Source organism: Actinocorallia lasiicapitis (assembly GCF_054778695.1).
Map to the genome: position 1 here is coordinate 13,987 of NZ_BAAGZI010000023.1, position 19,178 is coordinate 33,164.

A 19,178-nucleotide genomic window follows, 5' to 3' on the forward strand; every position below is an offset into this window, starting at 1 on the left:
TGCATTTACATGGTTAGCTGGAGCATGCTGAGCACGACAGCAGGATCGGCCTACGCGGCCAGTGCGATGTGGCGATCCCGGCTTGTTCTTTGAGCAGGAGGTGCGGAGATGGGACGTCGCGAGGTAGCTCTACCTAGGTCGGGATCAGTGATCCCAGAGAGCGGGCTGGTCCTCAACGCAGGGATTGATCCAGGCGAGCGGACGCGGTGCTTGGTGGCTGCCCCGGAGGAAGGGCTGTGCCGGGCAGTGCGTTCGTCGGCCCGCGCGTGGCTGGCGGGTTGCGGCGGCGCAGACGATGCGGAACTGGTTGTGTCGGAGCTGTTCACGAACTGCATCCGATACGGCAGCGGGGGGACGTGCTCGCTGGAGATCAATCACCGGGGCGGAATGGTGCTCGGGATGATGCTGCAGCTCGACACGGGGCAGGGTGCCGATCTCGAGGTACCGGAAGCAAACGCGGAGGAGCTCGCAGAGCTGGCGGCGCTGGCGAATGGTGCGGTCGGCTCGTCGGAACTGGTGTCCGGACGCGGTCTGGCGATCGTGGGTGACGTGACTGCATGGTGGCAGCCGGTGAACCTGCGCTTCGGAACGGCCGTGCACTGGGCCCTCCTCTGCGGTTGCGAGACGGCGTGAGCGGACGGTCGGCGGCATGAGCGGGTGGGCCGGGGCCGGCGAGCCGGTGAGTGCCGATCAGCGGGCGGCGCTGGTGCGCTGGGGGCGGAGGCAGGCTGGGGTGGTGTGGGCATGGTGGGGGCAGGAAACCGGCACCCTGTGGGTGTTGCGAGCCGATGCGCTGTGGTTCTGGGATGGATCGCGGGAACCGGACGGCCGGTTGAAACTGCGGAAGGCATCGTGATCGGACCGGCGCAATCCGCCGAGCATCGACGGTCCTGCCCGGAGAACGGCGCAGTGCTTCCGCCGCCATGGTCGTCCCCGTGAGGCGTTTTCGCATCAGCGATCAACGTAGACCGTGCTGCCTACTCGGATTCTGACAAGGTGTGACGTTAGTCCGGGGTCGCGGGCCGGGGTGAGGCACAGGACGATCACGATCGGCTTCTGGTTGCCGTTTCGGGCGGTTCTGGTGTGGTTGTCTACCGTTCGTGGACCATAATGCGGGCAGGATTCTGGAAGGTCGATATCGCCTCGTGGAGGTGCTCGGCCAGGGCGGAATGGGCGCGGTATGGCGTGCCGAAGACGAACGAATCGGCCGTGAAGTGGCCCTCAAACAACTTATGTTGCCGCACGGGCTGGCCGCCGCCGCTCGAGCGGATGCGGTGACGCGGATGAAGCGCGAGGCCAGGGCGGCCGGACAACTCAAACATCCCTCGATCATCACCGTGTACGACTGGTTCTCCGACGAGGACGGCCTGCCGTGGATCGTGATGGAACTCGTTCACGGCCGATCTCTGGACCAGATCATCAAATCGGACGGGGCGTTGTCGGCGGCCGAGGTGGCCCGCATCGGCGCCAGGGTCGCCGAAGCCCTCCAGGTCGCGCATGACGCCGAGATCGTGCACCGCGACATCAAACCCGCCAACATCCTGATCGAAGACGGCCGCGTTGTGGTCACTGACTTCGGTATCGCGGCCGTCGCCGGTGAGGCCACCCTCACCCCCCACGGCGCCATCATCGGCACCCTCGCCTATATGGCTCCCGAGCAGATCAGTGGCGAAAAAGCCACCAAGGAATCCGACATGTGGTCGCTCGGAGCCACTCTTTATTCCGCCGTAGAAGGCCGCCCACCCTTCGAAGCGGAAACCATCCCAAAGCTGATCGTGAAGATCGCCGATGGCAAACCCGATCCCGCGACCAAAGCCGGACCGCTAAAACCCGTCCTAGACGACCTCATGTCCTTCGACCCCGGCGACCGCCCCACGGCCACCCACGCCGCAACTACCCTAACAATACCGCCCGCGCCGGGCTCTCCAACGAAACTGCAGGAGCGGCGGCAACCACGACGCCCGCCCGTGAACTCATCAGTCGAACTCCACCTCCCCGCCAAGCTGGATACCGTTCGTTTCTTCTCTTATAAGAATGCGGTCTGGGATTCGTGGTCTATTTTCGCAGGAGTCGTCATTATTTCCCTCGTTCTCGTTCATTATTTCACTAATAGTGAACGCGGCTTCGGGCTGCACGGGGACTTTATTTTCGGTTCTCCTTGGCGATATATTTTCGTACTCATGGGCGGCTCGTTGGTTCGGTTTGGGTTCGAAGATCTGCATAAATACTATTCTCATGATTTTCGTGCCGCTTGGTCGGTAGTGTTTAGTCCTGATGGGGCGACTCTGGCCATCGCCCGTGCAGAGACGGTGTGGTTGTGGGATGTTGCGTCTCGGCGGCCTTTTGGCGAGCCTCTTGCCGGTCACACTGGTCGGGTGCGGTCGGTGGCGTTCAGTCCGGATGGGACCACTCTCGTAACGGGTGGCGACGATGGGCCGGTGCGATTTTGGGATGTTGCGTCTCGGCGGCCTTTTGGCGAGCCTCTTGCCGGTGACACTGATTGGGCGCGGTCGGCGGCGTTCAGTCCGGATGGCACCACTCTGGCCATCGCCTGTGGAAGGGCAGTGCGATTGTGGGATGTCGCGACTCGGCGGCCTCTTGGCGAGCCTCTTGCCGGTCACACTGGTCGGGTGCGGTCGGTGGCGTTCAGTCCGGATGGCGCGATTTTGGCCACCGGAGGCAGAGATAAGACGGTGTGGCTGTGGGACGTCGTGACGCAGCGGCCCGTCGGTGAACTTCGTACTGGCAGTGCCCTGTCAGTGGCGTTCAGCCCGGATGGGGCGATCATGGCCACGGGCGGTGAGGATAAGAAGGTGTGGTTGTGGGACGTCGCGACTCGGCAGCCTCTTGGCGAGCTTCTCGGTCACACTGGTTGGGTGCGGTCGGTTGCGTTCAGTCCTGACGGCACTGCTCTGGCCACTGCCAGCCACGACAAGACCGTGCGGTTGTGGAGCCTCTGAGAAGGCCACGTTCGAAGGCGATCGCAGGGAGATCTGGCTTGATCATCCTGGGCGGCGCATCGGATCCTGAGCAGAGGAACGCCCCCTTGGCCGTCGGCGCAAGGGGGCGGTTCGTGGAGCTGGTGTTACTTGAGGAGCTGGCGGGCCATGACGACGCGCTGGATCTGGTTGGTGCCTTCGTAGATTTGGGTGATTTTGGCGTCGCGCATCATGCGCTCTACCGGGAAGTCGCTGGTGTAGCCGTAGCCGCCCAGGAGCTGGACGGCGTCGGTGGTGACGTCCATCGCCACGTCCGAGGCCAGGCATTTGCAGGCCGAGGACACGAACGTCAGGTCGGGGACCGTCTCGCCGTGGAAGGCTCGTTCGGATTTGATGGCGGCGTGGTAGGTGAGCTGGCGTGCGCCTTCCAGCTTCATGGCCATGTCGGCGATCATGAATTGGACGCCTTGGAAGTCGGCGATGGGTTTGCCGAACTGCTTGCGTTCCTTCACATAGCCGATCGCGTAGTCCAAAGCGCCCTGCGCGATGCCCAGGGCCTGGGCGGCGATCGTGATGCGGGTGTGGTCGAGGGTGGCCAGCGCGGTTTTGAAGCCCGTGCCTTCCTCGCCGATGATCCGGTCGGCGGGGATCCGCACGTTGTCCAGGATGACCTGGCGGGTGGGGGAGCCCTTGATGCCGAGTTTCTTCTCCTTCGGGCCGAACGACACGCCCGGGTCGGATTTCTCGACCACGAAAGCCGAGATCCCCCGCGCCCCCTTGGACGGGTCGGTGACGGCCATCACCGTGTAGTACTCCGACACGCCCGCGTTGGTGATCCACATTTTCGCGCCGTTCAGCACGTAGTGGTCCCCGTCACGCACCGCACGCGTTTTCATGCCTGCGGCGTCGGAGCCGGCTTCGGCTTCGGAGAGGGCGTAGCTGAACATGGCTTCGCCGCGGGCCATGGGGGCGAGGTAGCGTTTTTTGAGTTCTTCGGAGCCGCTGAGCAGCACGGGTACGCTGCCGAGCTTGTTCACGGCCGGGATCAGCGAGGAAGAAGCACACACGCGGGCGACTTCTTCGATGACGATGACGGTGGCCAGGGCGTCCGCGCCGTTGCCGCCGTAGGACTCGGGAACGTGGACGGCGTGGAGGTCGTTTTGGACGAGTGCGTCGAGGGCTTCTTGGGGGAAGCGGGCGTTTTCGTCGACGTCCTGCGCTGCCGGAGCGATTTTGGCTTCGGCGAGTTCGCGGACCGTCTGCCGGAGGAGGTCGTGCTCCTCGCTCGGGGCGTACGCGGGATAGTCAGGGCTCATGGCACACATGCTACCGGGCGGTAAGTTAGGAGAGGAGACGTGGTGGCACACCGGCTCACCGTCATCGGGACGGGGTACCTCGGCACGACCCACGCGGCCTGTATGGCCGAGCTCGGCTTCGAGGTGCTCGCCCTCGACGTCGACACCGTCAGGATCGCCCGGCTCGCCGCCGGTGACCTGCCCTTCTACGAGCCGGGCCTGCCCGAGCTGCTCCGCCGCAACCTGGAGAACGGGCGGCTCCGCTTCACCACCTCCTACCAGGAGCTCGCGGACTTCGGCGACGTCCATTTCGTCTGTGTGGGCACCCCGCAGAAGGTCGGGGAGTACGCCGCCGACGTCTCCGCCATCGACGCCGTGATCACCACCCTGGTCCCGCTCCTGACCCGCGAAACAGTGATCGTCGGCAAGTCGACGGTCCCCGTGGGCACCTCCGCCCGGATCGCCGCGCTGATCGCCCAGCTCACCGAGCACCGCACCGAGCTGGCCTGGAACCCCGAGTTCCTGCGCGAGGGCTACGCCGTCCAGGACACCCTGCACCCCGACCGGATCGTGGCCGGAGTCACCTCGGCGGCCGCCGAGAAGGCCCTGCGCGAGGTCTACGCCCACCAGATCCGCGAGGGAATCCCGTTCCTGACGGCCGACTACGCGACCGCCGAGCTGGTCAAGGTCAGCGCCAACGCCTTCCTCGCCACCAAGATCTCCTTCATCAACGCGATGGCCGAGGTCTGTGAGGCGGCCGGCGCGGACGTCACCAAGCTGTCCCAGGCCCTCGCCCACGACGACCGGATCGGCGCCAAGTTCCTCCGGCCAGGGCTGGGGTTCGGCGGCGGCTGCCTGCCGAAGGACATCAGGGCGTTCATGGCGCGCGCCGGTGAGCTGGGCGTCGACCAGGCGCTGTCGTTCCTCCGCGAGGTCGACGCGATCAACATCCGCCGCCGGATCCGGATGGTCGATCTGGCCAGGGACCTGCTGGACGGCTCGTTCCGCGGCCGTCGCGTCTGCGTGCTGGGCGCGGCCTTCAAACCCAACTCCGACGACGTCCGCGACTCCCCGGCCCTGGACGTGGCCGCCGCCATCCAGCAGCAGGGCGGCGACGTCCGGATCTACGACCCTCAGGCCATCGCCAACGCCCGCCGGGCCCAGCCCGACCTGGCGTTCGGCTCCTCGGCCACCGACGCGGCCCGCGGCGCCGACGTCACCCTCCTGCTCACCGAATGGCAGGAGTTCTGCGAGCTCGACCCCGTCGCGTTCGGCGAGATCGTCGCCCGCCGCAACATCGTCGACGGCCGCAACGCCCTCAACCTGGACGCGTGGCGCGCCGCCGGCTGGACCTACAAGGCCCTGGGCCGGCCGTGATCAGCCTTCGCGGTTGAGTCCGAGCCCGGGCGGGCTGGTCAGGAACCCCAGCCCCCACGAAAGGTGCATGGTCGCGTACACGAACGGCAGGTAGAGCCGTGCTTTGAGGGGCAGCCCGCCCATCGTCAGCAGGGTGCCGCCGACGGGGATCGCCAGGAAGTAGCCGAGCGGCAGGATCCAGCCCGGCCAGAACCCGACGAGCCCGGCGATGGTCCCGACGATGATCCCCGCGACGGCCAGGGGCGGCGCGAGGTACCGCAGGTTCAGCGTGCCCTGGTGCTCGCGCCCCACGACCCGCCGCCACCGTCCGGTGAAGAAGAACTGCTTGGCGAGCGCCTTCAGGTTGGGACGCGGCCGGTAGGTGACGCGCATGTCGGGCGTGAACCAGATCCGCCCGCCGGTCTGCCGGATGCGGTGGTTCATCTCCCAGTCCTGGGCGCGCACGAAGGTCTCGTCGTAGAACCCGACCCGTTCCAGCGCGCTCCGCCGGAAGGTCCCCAGGTAGACGGTCTCGACCTCGCCGGCCCGTCCGCCGGTATGGAACCGCGCGTTGCCGACCCCGAACCTGGACGTCATGGCCCGCGCGACGGCCTTCTCGAACGCCGTGACGCCTTCGGCCGCCATGATCCCGCCGACGTTGTCGGCCGCGTTGGCGTCCATCGCGTCCACGGCGATCCGCACGTAGTCGGCGGGCAGCAGCGAATGACCGTCCACCCGGACGATGATCGAGTACTGCGACGCCTTGATCGCGATGTTCAGCCCGTGCGGGGTGCGTCCCGTCGGGTTGGGAACGGTCACGATCCGCGGGTTCTCCGCCGCGAGCGTCGCCGCGATCTGGTTGGTCCGGTCGCGTGACGGCCCGAGCGAGAGCACCAGCTCCAGCTCGCCGGGGTAGTCCTGGCCCATGATGCTGTTCACGGCGTCGGCCAGGTGCCGTTCCTCGTTGAGGACAGGCATGATCACCGAGACGGCGGGCCAGGTGGACCGCTGCTCATCCTGGGGCGACCCGTGGGCGTGGAGAGACTGATTCATGACGGCGCCACGGTAACGTATCCAGCCAGGTCCGTACGCCGTGATCGGGCGGTTTCCGCCTAACGGGGCTCGCTGAGGGGGCTATCGGATGGCAGGGGAAGACGACCCGTTCGAGCAGTACTTCAGGCCGCGTCCGGCCGGTGCGGAAGGCCCCGGGGGGCCGGTCGCCGAAGACAGCGGGATCGGCTGGGAGGCCGTCGCGGTCGAGGACGAAGGCGCGAAACACGTGCAGGTGGAGCGGCCGCGGCACCGTCGCGGCCAGACGGTCACAGCGCAGCAGGCGGTCCGCAAGAAGCGGGCCCTGGTGCTGACGGCCGCCGCCTCGTCGCTGGTGCTCATCGGTTCGGGCACGGCGTGGGCGTTCCAGGAAATCCTGAAGGACAAGCTCAAGACGGCCGACATCGAGATGGGCGGCAGCGGCGATTCCGGGCCGAAGGGCGCCATGAACGTCCTTCTCGCCGGGGTGGACCGCCGTGACGGGATGAGCGCCGAGGACGTCAAACGGCTCCATCTCGGACGTGAGCAGGGTGCCCGCTCCGACACGATGATGCTCGCCCACATCTCGGAGAAACACGACAAGGTCACCATCGTCTCGCTGCCGCGCGACAGTCTCGTCACCATTCCGGGACGTGGCCGGGGCAAGCTCACCTGGGCGTACTCCTTCGGCGGCCCGCAGCTCATGAAGGACACCATCCAGGAGTTCACCGGCGTCAAGATCGACCACTACATCGAGGTCAACTTCAACGGCTTCCTCAAGGTGGTCGACGCGGTGGACGGCGTCGACGTCTGCACCGAGCAGCCGATCAACGACAAGGCGAGCGGGCTGGTCCTCGCACCCGGCACCCACCACGTCGGGGGGGCGGAGGCGCTGGCGTTCGCGCGCGCCCGGCACGGCCTGGGCGAGGACATCGGCCGGATGCAGCGCCAGCAGCAGTTCCTGTCGGCGCTGATGAAGGAGGCCATCGCCAAGAGCAAGTCCAACCCGGTGACCGGCACCAAGGTCCTGAACGCGGTCCTCGGCGCGCTGACCGTCGACAAGGGGCTGAAGGACAACGTCGACGGGCTCACCGCCCAGTTCCGTGACCTGTCGCTGGGCAACGTCGAGTTCGCGAAGGTGCCGATCTCCAAGCAGAACGGCCTCGCCTACCTGCCGGGCGGCAACCAGTCGGTCGTCGAGGTCGACGAACCGGCGATGCGGAAGATGTTCCGCCGGATCGTCCACGACGAGCCGGTGAAGGAGCCGAAGCCGGCGGCGCCGCCCGCCGACGCGCCGACCGTCCCGCCGAACCGGATCGCCTTCAACGTCCGGAACGGGGTGGGCACGCAGGGCGTCGCGAAGACGGCGTCCGCGGCGCTGATCAAGGTCGGGTTCCGAGCGCCCTGGGTGATCGGGGTGGTGCGGCGCGCCGACACCAAGTCCACGATCATCCGGTACGGGCCTGGCCGCGCCGACTCGGCGAAGACCCTGGCCGCGTCGATCCCGTTCGCGAAGCTCAAGAAGGTCGCGGCGCTCGGCAACACCATGGAGCTGATCGTCGGCACCAACTGGGCGAAGCCCAAGCCCGTCACGATCGCCGGTCAGCCGACCGTCGGCGAGATCGAGACCAAGACCGCCGACGACAACCTCTGCAAGGGCTAGACCGGCTGCGAGGCCAGGTGCTCGGCGAGGACGAGATCGAGCGGCGCGGTGATCTTCACCAGCCGCTCGTCTCCGGCCACGACCAGCACCGGCACCTCCGGCAGATAGCGGTGGACGACACCGCAGTCGTCAGTGGCCACGAACCCCGGATCGGCGAGCGCCGCGGCGTAGGCGCGGCGCAGCGTGCCGAGCCGGAACCCCTGCGGGGTCTGCACCCGGTACAGCGACTCGCGCGGCGGGCTGTCGGCCACCCGGCCGTCCGCCACCGCGATGATCGTGTCCGTGACGGGCAGCGCCACCGACACGCACGCGTGGCCGTCCAGCCCGCGCACCACCCGTTCGATGACGGCGTGGTCGACGAACGCGCGGGCCGCGTCATGGAACAGGACCTTGGTCTCGTCGGGTTCGCCGGACAGCAGGGCGAGCGCCTTCAACGTCGACTCGGTCCGGGACGCGCCGCCCGTGATCACGGTTCCGTCGAAGATCTCCCGGGCCGCCGGCTCGTACCCCTCGGCCATCACGACGATCACTTCGTCGAGTCCTGCGGACGCGAAGGTCTCCAGCGGGTAGGCGAGGAGCGGACGGCCCGCGACCGGGATGAGCTGCTTCGGCATCCCCGCGCCGACCCGCGCGCCGACACCTCCGGCGAGGATCACGGCGATCGTTTTCCCTCGGTACTCCACTGATTCCCCTCCGGCTACCCATTAGGCTCGTCCGGTGCGTGAACATTCCGGAGGCCGTAGGTGACTTTTGTGGTGGTTGCCGCCGAGCCTGACCAGCCGACGGCGGAACTGCCGTTCGGGGCTGCGGGCACGGTGCTCGACCGGCTGCTGGGGCAGCTCGGCGCACTCAACGTACCGGACGTGCGGATCGTGGCCAGGCCGCACTCCGCGCAGGTGCTGCGGAAGAACGGCCACGAGGTGATCGAGTCCCCGAGCCTCGCCACCGACCTGCGCGAGATCGCCGCTCTGGCGCGCGGAACCGAGGAGTTCTACCTGATCCACGGCGACACCGTGATCAGCGAGGAGCTGCTGACGCGGCTCGTCAGGGACAAGTCGACGACCGCGCTCACCGCCAAGCAGCCGCCCACCCCGACCAGGCCCGCGGTCCGGATCGACAAACGCCGCGTGGTGTCGGCGGGCTCGCCGTTCCACCAGGTCACCGACCCGAACGCCGTGTTCAGGGGCGCCCTCAAGGTGACGGACGGCGACACGTTCGCCGCCGCCTGCGAAGCGCTCGCCCTGCTCGATCTGGCGGAGGTGCCGCCGGTCCGCCGGCTCGGCGTCCAGGACACCTCCCTCGACGTGTTCGTCGACAGCGACGCCCGCGACGAGTTCGACAAGACCGTCGCCGAACACGACGTCCTCGGCAGGACCGCGCCGCGCGGCGACGACCCCGTCGCCCTCGCCCTGGTCGGCCTGGTCCGCTCCGGCGTCCGGGTCGAGGCCCGCAACGTGGACGTCATGGTCTGCGAACGGGTCCTCACCCCGCGGGAGGCGACGGCCGCACAGGCCGCCGTCGCCGCGGTCAACGAGGACAAGGTCCGGCTGGACGCGGCCGTCAAGGCCAACGACGGGTTCTTCACCACCTACTTCGTCAGCTCGTACTCCAAGTACATCGCCCGCTGGTGCGCCAAGCTCGGCCTGACGCCGAACATGGTCACCTGCATCTCGATGGCGATCGCGGTCATCGCGGCCCTCTGGTTCGCAGAGGGCACCCGCACCGGGCTGATCGCCGGTGCGATCGCGCTGTACCTGGCGTTCGTCTTCGACTGCGTGGACGGCCAGGTCGCCCGCTACACCCGCAGCTACTCCACGCTCGGCGCGTGGCTCGACGCCACCTTCGACCGCGGCAAGGAGTACCTCGCCTACGCGGGCCTGGCCGTCGGCTACGGCGCCACCCACTGGGGCGACGTGTGGGGTCTGGCCTGCGCCGTCATCATCCTGCAGACCTGCCGGCACATGGTCGACTTTTCCTTCGCCGTCCACAAGGGAACGGTCCCGCCCGCCCCGATCAGGACGGTCCCGCTGGACGCCCCCGACGACTCGCTGCTCGATCCCGCCCCCAAGGGCGCCGCCCCGGCGCGCGGCGGGCTCGGCATGGTCGCCGTCCGCGTGTCGGCGGCGCTGGAGAACGTCCCGGGCGCCCGCTGGGGCAAGAAGATCATCATTCTGCCGATCGGTGAGCGCTTCGCCCTGATCGGACTGACCGCCGCGCTCTTCGACGCGAAGGTGACCTTCCTGGCCCTGCTGGTCTGGGGCGGCCTCGCGGGCGCGTACACCCTCACGGGACGGATTCTGAGGTCGCTCGCATGACCACCAACGACCAGACCACGGCGCAGGAGCGCAAGACCGCGCAGCTGCGCGCCTACCGCGACGACGGCGCGATCTCCCGCGCCCTCGGCACCCTCGCCAAGGGCCAGCTCCCGCCGCTGCCGCCGGTGCTCGTCGCCGGGTTCGTGACGATCGCCGCGCTGTTCATCGGCGTCACCGAGGACGGGATGCCGGCGCTGATCGCGCCGGTGGCGTTGCTGCTGCTCACCGGCCCCACCTCCACCAGCCCCCACAACGGGCGCCTGGACTGGCTGGTTCCGCCCATCATCAGGGCGATCGAGTATGGTTACCTCGCTGTACTCGGGTTTTCCCAGGGTGTTCCCCATTGGTTGGTCTACACGTTGCTCGCTGTCCTCGTGTACCACCACTACGACACCGTCTACCGGACCAGGCAGGGCCTGTGGCCGCCCGACTGGGTGTTCCAAGCCGGGCTCGGCTGGGACGGCCGGATGCTGATCGCCGCCGTCGCCGCGGTCCTCGGCATCGCCACCCCCGTCTACGCGGTGATGGCCCTCTACCTGGGTGTCCTGTTCGGCTGGGAATCCGTGCGCACTTGGCTGGAGACCGAACGGTCCTCCGGCGCCATCACAGATTTGGAAGAGGAGGCCGGTTAGATGATCGGCATGATTCTGGCCGCTGGAGCGGGGCGTCGTCTCCGTCCGTACACCGACACGCTGCCGAAGGCACTGGTGCCGGTCGACGGCGAGACCACCATCATGGACATCTCGCTGCGCAACCTCGCCGCCGTCGGGCTGACCGACATCGTGATCGTGGTCGGCTACCGCGCGGAGGCCGTCGAGGCCCGCAAGGCCGGCTTCGAGGAGAAGTACGGCGTCAAGATCACCCTGGTGTACAACGACAAGGCCGAGGAGTGGAACAACGCCTACTCCATGTGGCTGGCCCGTGAGCACTTCGGCAAGGGCGTCCTCATGGTGAACGGCGACACCGTCCACCCGGTCTCCGTCGAGAAGACCCTGCTCGCCAACGAGGGCAAGGCCGACATCCTGCTCGCCGTCGACGACGTCAAGAAGCTGGCCGACGAGGAGATGAAGGTCATCCTCGACGGCGAAGGCCACCTCCAGCAGATCACCAAGCTGATGGACCCGGCCGACGCGGCCGGCGAGTACATCGGCGCCACCCTCCTGGCGCCCGCCGCCGCCGAGGCCCTCGCCGACGCGCTGAAGGCGACCTTCGAGGAGAACCCCGACCAGTACTACGAGGACGGCTACCAGGTCTTCGTGAACCGCGGCGGCAAGATCGCCACCGCGCCGATCGGCGAGGTCACCTGGGTCGAAGTCGACAACCACGACGACCTGGCCAAGGCGCGGGAGATCGCGTGCCACTACTGACGCGTATGCTGACCGCGCCGCTCTCGATCGACGTGCGGCGCGGCGCGATCGCGTCCCTCGGCGAGCTCCTCGCCGACCGGCGGATCGCGACCGAGGGCCGCGTCGCGGTCGCGGTCGGCCCCGGCCAGGGCGACACCATCGCCGAGGACATCCGGCCCACCCTGGCCGACTGCGAGGTCTTCAAGGTTCCGGGCGGGACGGTCGACGCGGCCGTCCAGCTCGGCACCCAGCTGCGCTCCGGCTCCTACGAGGCGGTCGTCGCGATCGGCGGCGGCAAGACCATCGACGCCACCAAGTACGCCGCGACCCTCGCGGGCGTGCCGATGGTGTCGGTCGCGACCAACCTGTCGCACGACGGCATCTGCTCGCCGACCGCCTCGCTCGAACACGAGAAGGGCAAGGGCTCCTTCGGCGTCGTCATGCCACTGGCGATGATCGTCGACCTGGACTATGTGCGGGCCGCGCCCGAACGGCTGATCCGGTCCGGGGTCGGGGACGTCGTCTCCAACATCTCGGCCGTCGCCGACTGGGAGCTCGCCCACGCCCAGAACGGCGAACCCATCGACAGGCTCGCCCTGACGGTCGCCCGCACCGCCGCCGAGGCGCTGCTCTACCAGCCGAAGTCGATCGAGTCGGACGACTTCCTGACCGTCCTCGCCGAAGGACTGGTCCTGTCGGGGATGGCGATGTCGTTCGCCGGATCGTCACGGCCCGCCTCCGGCGGCGACCACGAGATCCTGCACGCCATCGACCAGCTCTACCCGGGCTCCGGCAACCACGGCGAGCTCGCCGGTGTCGGCGCCCTGTTCTGCCATTTCCTGCGGACCGAGTACCTCGGCGAGAACCCGGAACGCGCCCGGCTCATCGCCGACGTGCTGTCCCGCCACAAGCTGCCCATGGTCCCCGGCGACGTCGGGCTGACCGCCGAGCAGTTCGCGCGGGCCGTCGCGTTCGCCCCGTCCACCCGCCCCGGCCGCTACACGGTGCTGGAGTACCTCAACCTCGACGAGGAAGCGCTGCTGCCGGTCGTCCGCAAGCACATCCAGGAGTTCGGTAGCTGACATGCCAGCCAGGAGTTACACGCTCGCGGAGATCCGTTCTGAGGGCCAGCCCCCCGGCCTGAAGGAACGCCGCAACGAGGAGCACTGGGCGGGCCGCCTCTACGGGCGGTCCGTCTCCCCTTATCTGACCTGGGTGGCACTGCGCGTCGGCATGTCGCCGAACCAGCTCACGTATCTGATGATCCTGTCCGGGATCGGTGCGGGCGTGGTGTTCTCGCTCGGCACCGGCCTGGTCTCGGCGATCGTCGGCGCGCTCCTCGTCCAGCTCTACCTGATCCTCGACTGCTCGGACGGCGAAGTCGCCCGCGTCACCGGCAAGACCTCGATCATCGGGGTGTTCCTGGACCGCATCGGGCACTACATGTCCGAGGTCGCGATCCTCATCGGGCTCGGCTTCCGCGCCCAGGGCGCGTGGGAGAGCGGCGGCTGGGTCGAGCTCGGCCTCGTCGCGGCGCTCGGCGCGGCCCTCATCAAGGCCGAGACCGACAACGTCGTGGTGGCGCGCGCCAAGTCCGGGCTGCCCGCCGACCCGGAAGGCGGCGACCGCGCCCTGCGGCCCACCTCCACCGGTCTGGCCCTGGCCCGCCAGCTCGCCTCGATGCTCAAGTTCCACCGCATCATCGGCGCCGTCGAACTCTCCCTCCTCATCGTCGTCGCGGCCGTCGCCGACAAGATTCTCGACCTCACGCCGTCGAGGACCGTGGAGATGCACTACCTCGATATGCCGTCCTCGGGGTCCGAGTTGGTTTCGAGCGGCGACGACTGGACCGTGACGCGGGGCCTGATGGTGGCGGTGGCGGCGGTGGCGGTGCTGCAGACCGTGCTGCATCTGGTGAGCATCGTCGCGTCGCGGCGTCTGAAGTGAGCGGTGGGAACTTGCTGTCTGTCGTGGTGCTGACGATGGGGAACCGCCCGGTCGAGCTCGACCGGGCGATCCGGAGCGCGCTCAACCAGAAGGACGTCGACGTCGAGGTGGTCCTCGTCGGCAACGGCCTGAGCGGCGACTGGAAGTCCCCGGTGGACGACGCCCGGGTGAAGACCCACATCCTGCCGGAGAACCTGGGCATCCCCGGCGGCCGGAACAAGGGCGTCGAGTTCTCCTCCGGCGAGATCGTCCTGTTCCTCGACGACGACGGCTACTACCCGTCGCTGGAGCTCGGCAAGCGCCTCGAGGAGGCGTTCACCGCCGACCCGCGGCTCGGCATCGTCTCCTTCCAGGTGAAGGATCCCGAGGGCGGCCCAGGACAGCGCCGGCACGTCCCGCGGCTGCGCGCGGGCGATCCGGCCCGCAGCTCCGCGGTCACCACGTTCCTGGGTGGCGCGTGCGCGGTCCGCCGCACCGCGTTCGACCGGGCCGGCGGCCTCCCGGAGAACTTCTTCTACGCCCACGAGGAGACCGACCTGGCCTGGCAGGTCCTCGACGCCGGGTTCCACATCGTCTACGACGCCGACTCGGTGATGTGCCATCCGGCCGTCCTGCCGACCAGGCACACGATGTTCTACCGCTACAACGCGCGCAACCGCGTCTGGCTGGCCAAACGGAACCTGCCCTGGCCGATCGCCCTCGCCTACATCACCACCTGGGTCGCCCTGACGGTCGTCCGCGAACGCCGCCCCTCAGCCCTCAAACCCTGGTTCCAGGGCTTCGCCGAAGGCTGGCGCACCAAGGCGGGCCCCCGCCGCCCGATCAGTTACCGCACGGCCTGGCGGATGACCCTGACCGGACGTCCGCCCGTCATCTGATGTTCGTCCGGGGCGCGTACCTTGGCGCCCCGTGCGCTTTCGCTCAGATCTCCAAGGGCTGCGCGCGGTAGCGGTGACCCTCGTCGTCCTCGACCACGCGGGGATCGGGGCTTTCTCCGGCGGCTACGCCGGTGTCGACGTCTTCTTCGTGATCTCGGGTTTCCTGATCACTTCGCTGCTGCTGCGTGAGCTGTCGTCCACCGGCAGGGTCTCGATCCGCGGGTTCTACGCGCGGCGCTTCACCCGGCTGCTGCCCGTCTACGTGCTGACGACCGTCGTGACAGTCTTCGCGGCGTGGCGGTGGCTGCCGCCGATCAAGTTCCCGCTGTACGCGGGCGACGCGGCGGCCAGCGCCGTCTACGCGATCAACTGGCGGCTCGCCTACCGCGGCATCGACTACCTCGCGCAGAGCGACGTCCCGTCGCCGTTCCAGCATCTGTGGTCGCTGGCCGTGGAGGAGCAGTTCTATGTGCTCTGGCCGGTACTGCTGCTCCTCACCTGGCGGCTCGCGGGGCGCAGGCTGGTCGTCGTCGCGCTCGCGGCGCTGTGCGCCGGTTCCCTCTGGTGGAGCCAGAGCCTGCTCGACGGCGACGCGCCGTTCGCCTACTTCGGCACCCCGCGCGGCTCTGGGAGCTCGGCGCGGGCGCGCTGCTCGCCTGCGCGCCGTTCGACCGGCTGCCGTCCCGGATCGGCGCCGTGCTGAGCTGGGTCGGGTTCGGCGGGATCGTCGCGGCCGCGGTCCTGTACTCCGAGGAGACCGCGTTCCCCGGGGTGGCGGCGCTGCTGCCCGTCCTGGCGACGGTCGCGGTGCTCGTCGGGGGAGCGACGGCCGGACGGCACGGCGCCGTCCTCCTGCTCGGACGCGCGCCGCTCCAGTGGATCGGCGAACGCTCCTACGGCTGGTACCTGTGGCACTGGCCGCTCGTCGTCATCGTCCCGGCAGCCCTCGGCACCGCCTCGCTGACGGTCGGGATCGCGGCCTCGGCCGTGGGCCTGGTCCTGGCCGCGCTCACCTACCGGTTCGTCGAGAACCCGGTCCGCCACCACGGCTGGTTCAAGGGCGGCGCGCGCCGCGGCCTCGCGTTCGGTCTTGGCGTCTCCCTGGCCACCGCCGGGTTCGCTTACACGTTCGGCGGCCATCCGCCCGCGATCGCCTCGGGCGACCCCGCCAAGGATCCGACGATCGGCGCGACGGCCGACCCGCTGGTCGCGCTCCGCCGCTTCCTCGACGCCCCGCCCGAAGAAGTGCCCAGCAATCTCGAACCCGCCCTCGACCGGGTGAAGAGCGAGAAGTCCCGGCTGTACCAGCTCGGCTGCCACGGCACCTACGCGGCGACGGCCGTCCAGCCCTGCGTCTTCGGCGACCGGGACTCCGAACGGAGCGTCGTCCTGTTCGGCGACTCCCACGCCGCCCAGTGGTATCCGGCGCTCGAGGAGATCGCCCGCCTCAGGCACTGGCGGCTCGTGACGCTCACCAAGTCCTCCTGCAAGATCGCCGCCGTGGAGACCGTCATCAACGGCGGCCCGTACAAGGCGTGCGACCAGTGGCGCGAAGGCGCGTTCCAGGTGATGCGCGCCGAACACCCCGACCTCGTGGTCATGGCGTCCTCCACGGCCGCCGGGCTCGTCCCCGGGCAGGGGCCGCGCGAGCAGGCCTGGCGGACGGGGTTCGAGCAGATCATCGGACGGGTCCGGGCGACGGGCGCGCGCCCCGTGATCATCCAGGACACGCCCTGGCCGGTCGGCGACATCCCCGAATGCCTCTCCCTGCACCCGCGCTCCGTCGCCGCCTGCACCACCACCCGCCAGGCCGCCCAGCACGACCCCGACGTCCGCCGCGCGCTCCGCGCCGCCGCCAAGTCCACCGGCACCCGCCTCATCGACCCCACCCCCTGGTTCTGCACAGCCGCGGGCCGCTGCCCGCCGATCATCGGCAACGTCCTCGTCTACTCCGACGCCAACCACATCACCCTCCGCATGTCCCGCCTTCTCGCCCCGCTTCTGGCCCGGCGGCTTCGCTGAGCCGTGTCACAGACCGCGCCCCCGTTTCGTCTCGTGCGGCAAGGGAAGTCAAAATCAGGCGAAAGGTGAGGGCCATGAGGGTTTTCGTAGCGGGCGGAACGGGCGTTCTCGGCCGACGGCTGGTCCCACAGCTCGTGGCGCGCGGCCACCAGGTGACGGCGACGACGACCAGCGCCGCCAAACTCGACGAGCTCGCCAAGCTCGGCGCGGACGGCGTCGTCATGGACGGCCTTGACCCGCTCTCGGTCGGGGAGGCCGTCGCCGCCGCCCGGCCGGACGCGATCGTCCACCAGATGACCGCGATCTCCGTCCGCCACGCGGGCAAGGCCGACCTGAAGCACATGGACCGCTGGTTCGCCGGAACCAACCGGCTCCGCACCGAGGGCACCGACCACCTGCTGGCCGCCGCCGAGGCGACCGGAGTCACCAACGTCATCGCCCAGAGCTACGGCGGCTGGAACGGCCTGCGCGAAGGCGGTTTCGTCAAAACCGAACAGGATCCCCTCGACCCGATGACGGGCACCGCCGCCGCACCGGGCATGGCGGCCCTGCGCCACGTCGAGGAGGCCGTCGTCCGAGCCGGCGGCGCCGCCCTCCGCTACGGCTGGTTCTACGGCCCCGGCGCCACCGACGACCTCGTCGAACCCGTCCGCAAACGGCAGTTCCCCATCGTCGGCGGCGGCACGGGACACACCTCCTGGATCCACCTGGACGACGCCGCCTCCGCGACCGTCCTGGCCGTCGAGCAGCAGGCCAAGGGCGTCTTCGCCATCGTCGACGACGATCCCGCCCCCGTCGCCGAGTGGCTTCCCCACCTCGCCGCCTGCGCCGGAGCCAAACCGCCCCTGCGGGTCCCCGTCTGGCTGGCCCGCCCCCTGGCCGGGCAGGTCGCGGTGCTGATGATGACCGAGGGCCGGGCCTTCTCCAACGCCAGAGCGAAGACTGAACTCGGCTGGACCCCCGCCCACCCGTCCTGGCGTCAGGGCTTCCAGCGGGAACTGTCGTGACGGGCCCCGCCCCGGCGACGCGGACCGAACGGTTCGAGGAGCTGCGGTCGCTGCTGTTCGCGATCGCGTACCGGATTCTGGGGAGCGTCAGCGAGGCGGAGGACGCCGTCCAGGAGAGCTGGCTGCGGTACGAGACCACGCCTGCCGAGCCCGTGTCGGTGCGGGCGTTCCTGTCGGCGGTCGTCACCCGGATCTCCATCGACGTCCTGCGGTCGGCGCGGATGCGGCGCGAGTACGTCGGACCGTGGTTTCCCGAGCCGCTGCTCACCGACCCCTACGAGGATCCGGCGCGTTCGGCGGAGCTCGCCGACTCGCTGTCCATGGCGTCGCTCCTGCTGCTGGAGCGGCTGAGCCCGCTCGAACGCGCGGTGTTCGTGCTCCACGACGTGTTCGGCTTCTCCTTCACGGAGGTCGCCGAGACCGTCGGACGGTCGCAGGCCGCCTGCCGTCAGCTCGCTGTCCGGGCCAGACAGCACGTGCACGAAGGCAGGCCCCGCTTCGAGACCGATCCCGCGGCCCGCGACCGGCTCGCCGAACGGTTCCTCACCGCGTTCCGCGACGGCGACGTTGACGCCCTGACCACGATGCTCGCCGCCGACGTCGAGCTCGTCGGAGACGCGGGCGGCAAGGCGCCGCTGTTCGCCGAACGGTTCCTCGGCAGCACCGCCGTCTCCCGGGTCCTCACCCGGGTCACCGGGATGTTCGCCCGGGTCGGTGCCGTCATGGAGCCGCACACCGTCAACGGCCGGCCCGGCGCGGTCTTCCGCGACCGGGGCGGATCCAGACGATCTGGAACATCAACAACCCGGCCAAGCTCTCCCACCTCGGCCCCGTCGCCGACGCGTGGGCCCTCTTCGAGGAGGCGAAACGCCGCCCGTTCCCGTGAAAGACCGGCGGCGCGGAGCCCGAGGCGGCTACTGTTTGACCCACAGCGGGGGACAGCGTAAGCTCGACTCTTGTGCCCCTGACGGGTGCGGACATCGATGCGGTCTTCGGATCGCGATGGCCGACCGAGCGGGCCGAACCGCCAGAAAATCGAAGGTGTGCTACTGCATTGCCTTTTATGGAATGGCTAGTGGAAATGCGGTTGATGAAAATCGTGAGTTTGACACTCACCGCGGATCTGCTAAATTAGAAACACACCGCGAGGGAAACGCCTGAAAGGGCCAGAACTTCACGGGCTCGTTTCTTGAGAACTCAACAGCGTGCTAAAAGTCAGTGCCAAAATAATGGCTGGACTTCGGTCTGGTCATCAATCCTCGTCTGAGGATTTCTTTGAGGCAATACGGACAATTGATGAGACCTTCTCTCGCCAGAGAGGGTTTTGCCAGATTGTTCTGGTTGCCAGTTTCAAACAAAGCCTTATTGGAGAGTTTGATCC

Annotated in this window: 17 protein-coding genes; 14 read left to right on the forward strand and 3 right to left on the reverse strand. The window is 68.7% G+C overall.

Annotated features, from left to right (window positions below):
* The first annotated feature begins 213 nt into the window (after positions 1-213).
* Both ACYVE7_RS05065 and ACYVE7_RS05070 read left to right on the forward strand, forming a co-directional pair.
* A complete protein-coding gene (locus tag ACYVE7_RS05065; RefSeq protein WP_460363353.1) occupies positions 214-633 on the forward strand; it encodes an ATP-binding protein in 420 nt (139 codons plus the stop codon).
* 512 nt (positions 634-1,145) lie between these two features.
* Entirely contained in the window at positions 1,146-2,960 is a 1,815-nt protein-coding gene (locus ACYVE7_RS05070) for a WD40 repeat domain-containing serine/threonine protein kinase (RefSeq protein ID WP_460363354.1), read from the forward strand.
* Positions 2,961-3,085: 125 nt separating this feature from the next.
* Here ACYVE7_RS05070 and ACYVE7_RS05075 read toward each other — a convergent pair whose 3' ends face one another.
* Positions 3,086-4,255 (reverse strand): acyl-CoA dehydrogenase, encoded by a 1,170-nt coding sequence (locus ACYVE7_RS05075; RefSeq protein WP_460363355.1) that lies wholly within the window; start codon positions 4,253-4,255, stop codon positions 3,086-3,088.
* A gap of 42 nt (positions 4,256-4,297) precedes the next feature.
* Between ACYVE7_RS05075 and ACYVE7_RS05080 the strand changes: the two genes are divergently transcribed.
* Positions 4,298-5,611 (forward strand): UDP-glucose dehydrogenase family protein, encoded by a 1,314-nt coding sequence (locus tag ACYVE7_RS05080; RefSeq protein WP_460363356.1) that lies wholly within the window; start codon positions 4,298-4,300, stop codon positions 5,609-5,611.
* Here ACYVE7_RS05080 and ACYVE7_RS05085 read toward each other — a convergent pair whose 3' ends face one another.
* Entirely contained in the window at positions 5,612-6,643 is a 1,032-nt protein-coding gene (locus tag ACYVE7_RS05085) for a glycosyltransferase family 2 protein (protein WP_460363357.1), read from the reverse strand.
* 88 nt (positions 6,644-6,731) lie between these two features.
* Here ACYVE7_RS05085 and ACYVE7_RS05090 point away from each other — a divergent pair, with 88 nt between their 5' ends.
* Positions 6,732-8,282, forward strand: coding sequence for an LCP family protein (locus ACYVE7_RS05090; RefSeq protein ID WP_460363358.1), 1,551 nt, complete (start codon positions 6,732-6,734; stop codon positions 8,280-8,282).
* Here ACYVE7_RS05090 and ispD read toward each other — a convergent pair.
* Positions 8,279-8,965 (reverse strand): 2-C-methyl-D-erythritol 4-phosphate cytidylyltransferase, encoded by a 687-nt coding sequence (ispD, locus tag ACYVE7_RS05095; RefSeq protein ID WP_460363359.1) that lies wholly within the window; start codon positions 8,963-8,965, stop codon positions 8,279-8,281. The two genes, ACYVE7_RS05090 and ispD, sit on opposite strands and share 4 nt — an antisense overlap.
* 69 nt (positions 8,966-9,034) lie before the next feature.
* Between ispD and ACYVE7_RS05100 the strand changes: the two genes are divergently transcribed.
* The 10 genes from ACYVE7_RS05100 to sigJ all read left to right on the forward strand — a co-directional run bounded on the left by ACYVE7_RS05100 (position 9,035) and on the right by sigJ (position 18,744).
* Positions 9,035-10,597, forward strand: coding sequence for a CDP-alcohol phosphatidyltransferase family protein (locus ACYVE7_RS05100; RefSeq protein ID WP_460363360.1), 1,563 nt, complete (start codon positions 9,035-9,037; stop codon positions 10,595-10,597).
* Complete coding sequence (locus tag ACYVE7_RS05105) at positions 10,594-11,229, forward strand: DUF5941 domain-containing protein (protein WP_460363361.1); 636 nt, start codon at positions 10,594-10,596, stop codon at positions 11,227-11,229. The genes ACYVE7_RS05100 and ACYVE7_RS05105 overlap by 4 nt, the downstream gene beginning before the upstream one ends.
* On the forward strand, positions 11,230-11,964 hold the full coding sequence (locus ACYVE7_RS05110) for a phosphocholine cytidylyltransferase family protein (protein WP_460363362.1): 735 nt from the start codon (positions 11,230-11,232) through the stop codon (positions 11,962-11,964).
* 5 nt (positions 11,965-11,969) lie between these two features.
* Positions 11,970-13,025 carry an iron-containing alcohol dehydrogenase family protein gene (locus ACYVE7_RS05115; protein ID WP_460363367.1) on the forward strand — a complete coding sequence of 352 codons (1,056 nt, stop codon included), beginning with the start codon at positions 11,970-11,972 and terminating at the stop codon, positions 13,023-13,025.
* A gap of 1 nt (position 13,026) precedes the next feature.
* Positions 13,027-13,890 (forward strand): CDP-alcohol phosphatidyltransferase family protein, encoded by an 864-nt coding sequence (locus tag ACYVE7_RS05120; protein ID WP_460363363.1) that lies wholly within the window; start codon positions 13,027-13,029, stop codon positions 13,888-13,890.
* Positions 13,891-13,925: 35 nt separating this feature from the next.
* On the forward strand, positions 13,926-14,768 hold the full coding sequence (locus ACYVE7_RS05125) for a glycosyltransferase family 2 protein (protein ID WP_460363368.1): 843 nt from the start codon (positions 13,926-13,928) through the stop codon (positions 14,766-14,768).
* 31 nt (positions 14,769-14,799) lie between these two features.
* Positions 14,800-15,471 carry an acyltransferase family protein gene (locus ACYVE7_RS05130; RefSeq protein WP_460363364.1) on the forward strand — a complete coding sequence of 224 codons (672 nt, stop codon included), beginning with the start codon at positions 14,800-14,802 and terminating at the stop codon, positions 15,469-15,471.
* Positions 15,444-16,790, forward strand: coding sequence for an acyltransferase family protein (locus ACYVE7_RS05135; RefSeq protein WP_460363369.1), 1,347 nt, complete (start codon positions 15,444-15,446; stop codon positions 16,788-16,790). Before ACYVE7_RS05130 ends, ACYVE7_RS05135 begins: the two co-directional genes overlap by 28 nt.
* 74 nt (positions 16,791-16,864) lie before the next feature.
* Positions 16,865-17,797, forward strand: coding sequence for an NAD-dependent epimerase/dehydratase family protein (locus tag ACYVE7_RS05140; protein ID WP_460363365.1), 933 nt, complete (start codon positions 16,865-16,867; stop codon positions 17,795-17,797).
* A complete protein-coding gene (gene sigJ / locus ACYVE7_RS05145) occupies positions 17,794-18,744 on the forward strand; it encodes an RNA polymerase sigma factor SigJ (protein WP_460363366.1) in 951 nt (316 codons plus the stop codon). The genes ACYVE7_RS05140 and sigJ overlap by 4 nt, the downstream gene beginning before the upstream one ends.
* Positions 18,745-19,178: the final 434 nt, after the last annotated feature.

Bases quoted from the DNA above. Each gene is read 5' to 3' on its own strand.
- ACYVE7_RS05075 (WP_460363355.1), bottom strand. From the start codon at position 4,255: ATGAGCCCTGACTATCCCGCGTACGCCCCGAGCGAGGAGCACGACCTC.
- ACYVE7_RS05085 (WP_460363357.1), bottom strand. From the start codon at position 6,643: ATGAATCAGTCTCTCCACGCCCACGGGTCGCCCCAGGATGAGCAGCGG.
- ACYVE7_RS05090 (WP_460363358.1), top strand. From the start codon at position 6,732: ATGGCAGGGGAAGACGACCCGTTCGAGCAGTACTTCAGGCCGCGTCCG.
- ACYVE7_RS05105 (WP_460363361.1), top strand. From the start codon at position 10,594: ATGACCACCAACGACCAGACCACGGCGCAGGAGCGCAAGACCGCGCAG.
- ACYVE7_RS05110 (WP_460363362.1), top strand. From the start codon at position 11,230: ATGATCGGCATGATTCTGGCCGCTGGAGCGGGGCGTCGTCTCCGTCCG.
- ACYVE7_RS05115 (WP_460363367.1), top strand. From the start codon at position 11,970: ATGCTGACCGCGCCGCTCTCGATCGACGTGCGGCGCGGCGCGATCGCG.
- ACYVE7_RS05120 (WP_460363363.1), top strand. From the start codon at position 13,027: ATGCCAGCCAGGAGTTACACGCTCGCGGAGATCCGTTCTGAGGGCCAG.
- ACYVE7_RS05125 (WP_460363368.1), top strand. From the start codon at position 13,926: ATGGGGAACCGCCCGGTCGAGCTCGACCGGGCGATCCGGAGCGCGCTC.
- ACYVE7_RS05140 (WP_460363365.1), top strand. From the start codon at position 16,865: ATGAGGGTTTTCGTAGCGGGCGGAACGGGCGTTCTCGGCCGACGGCTG.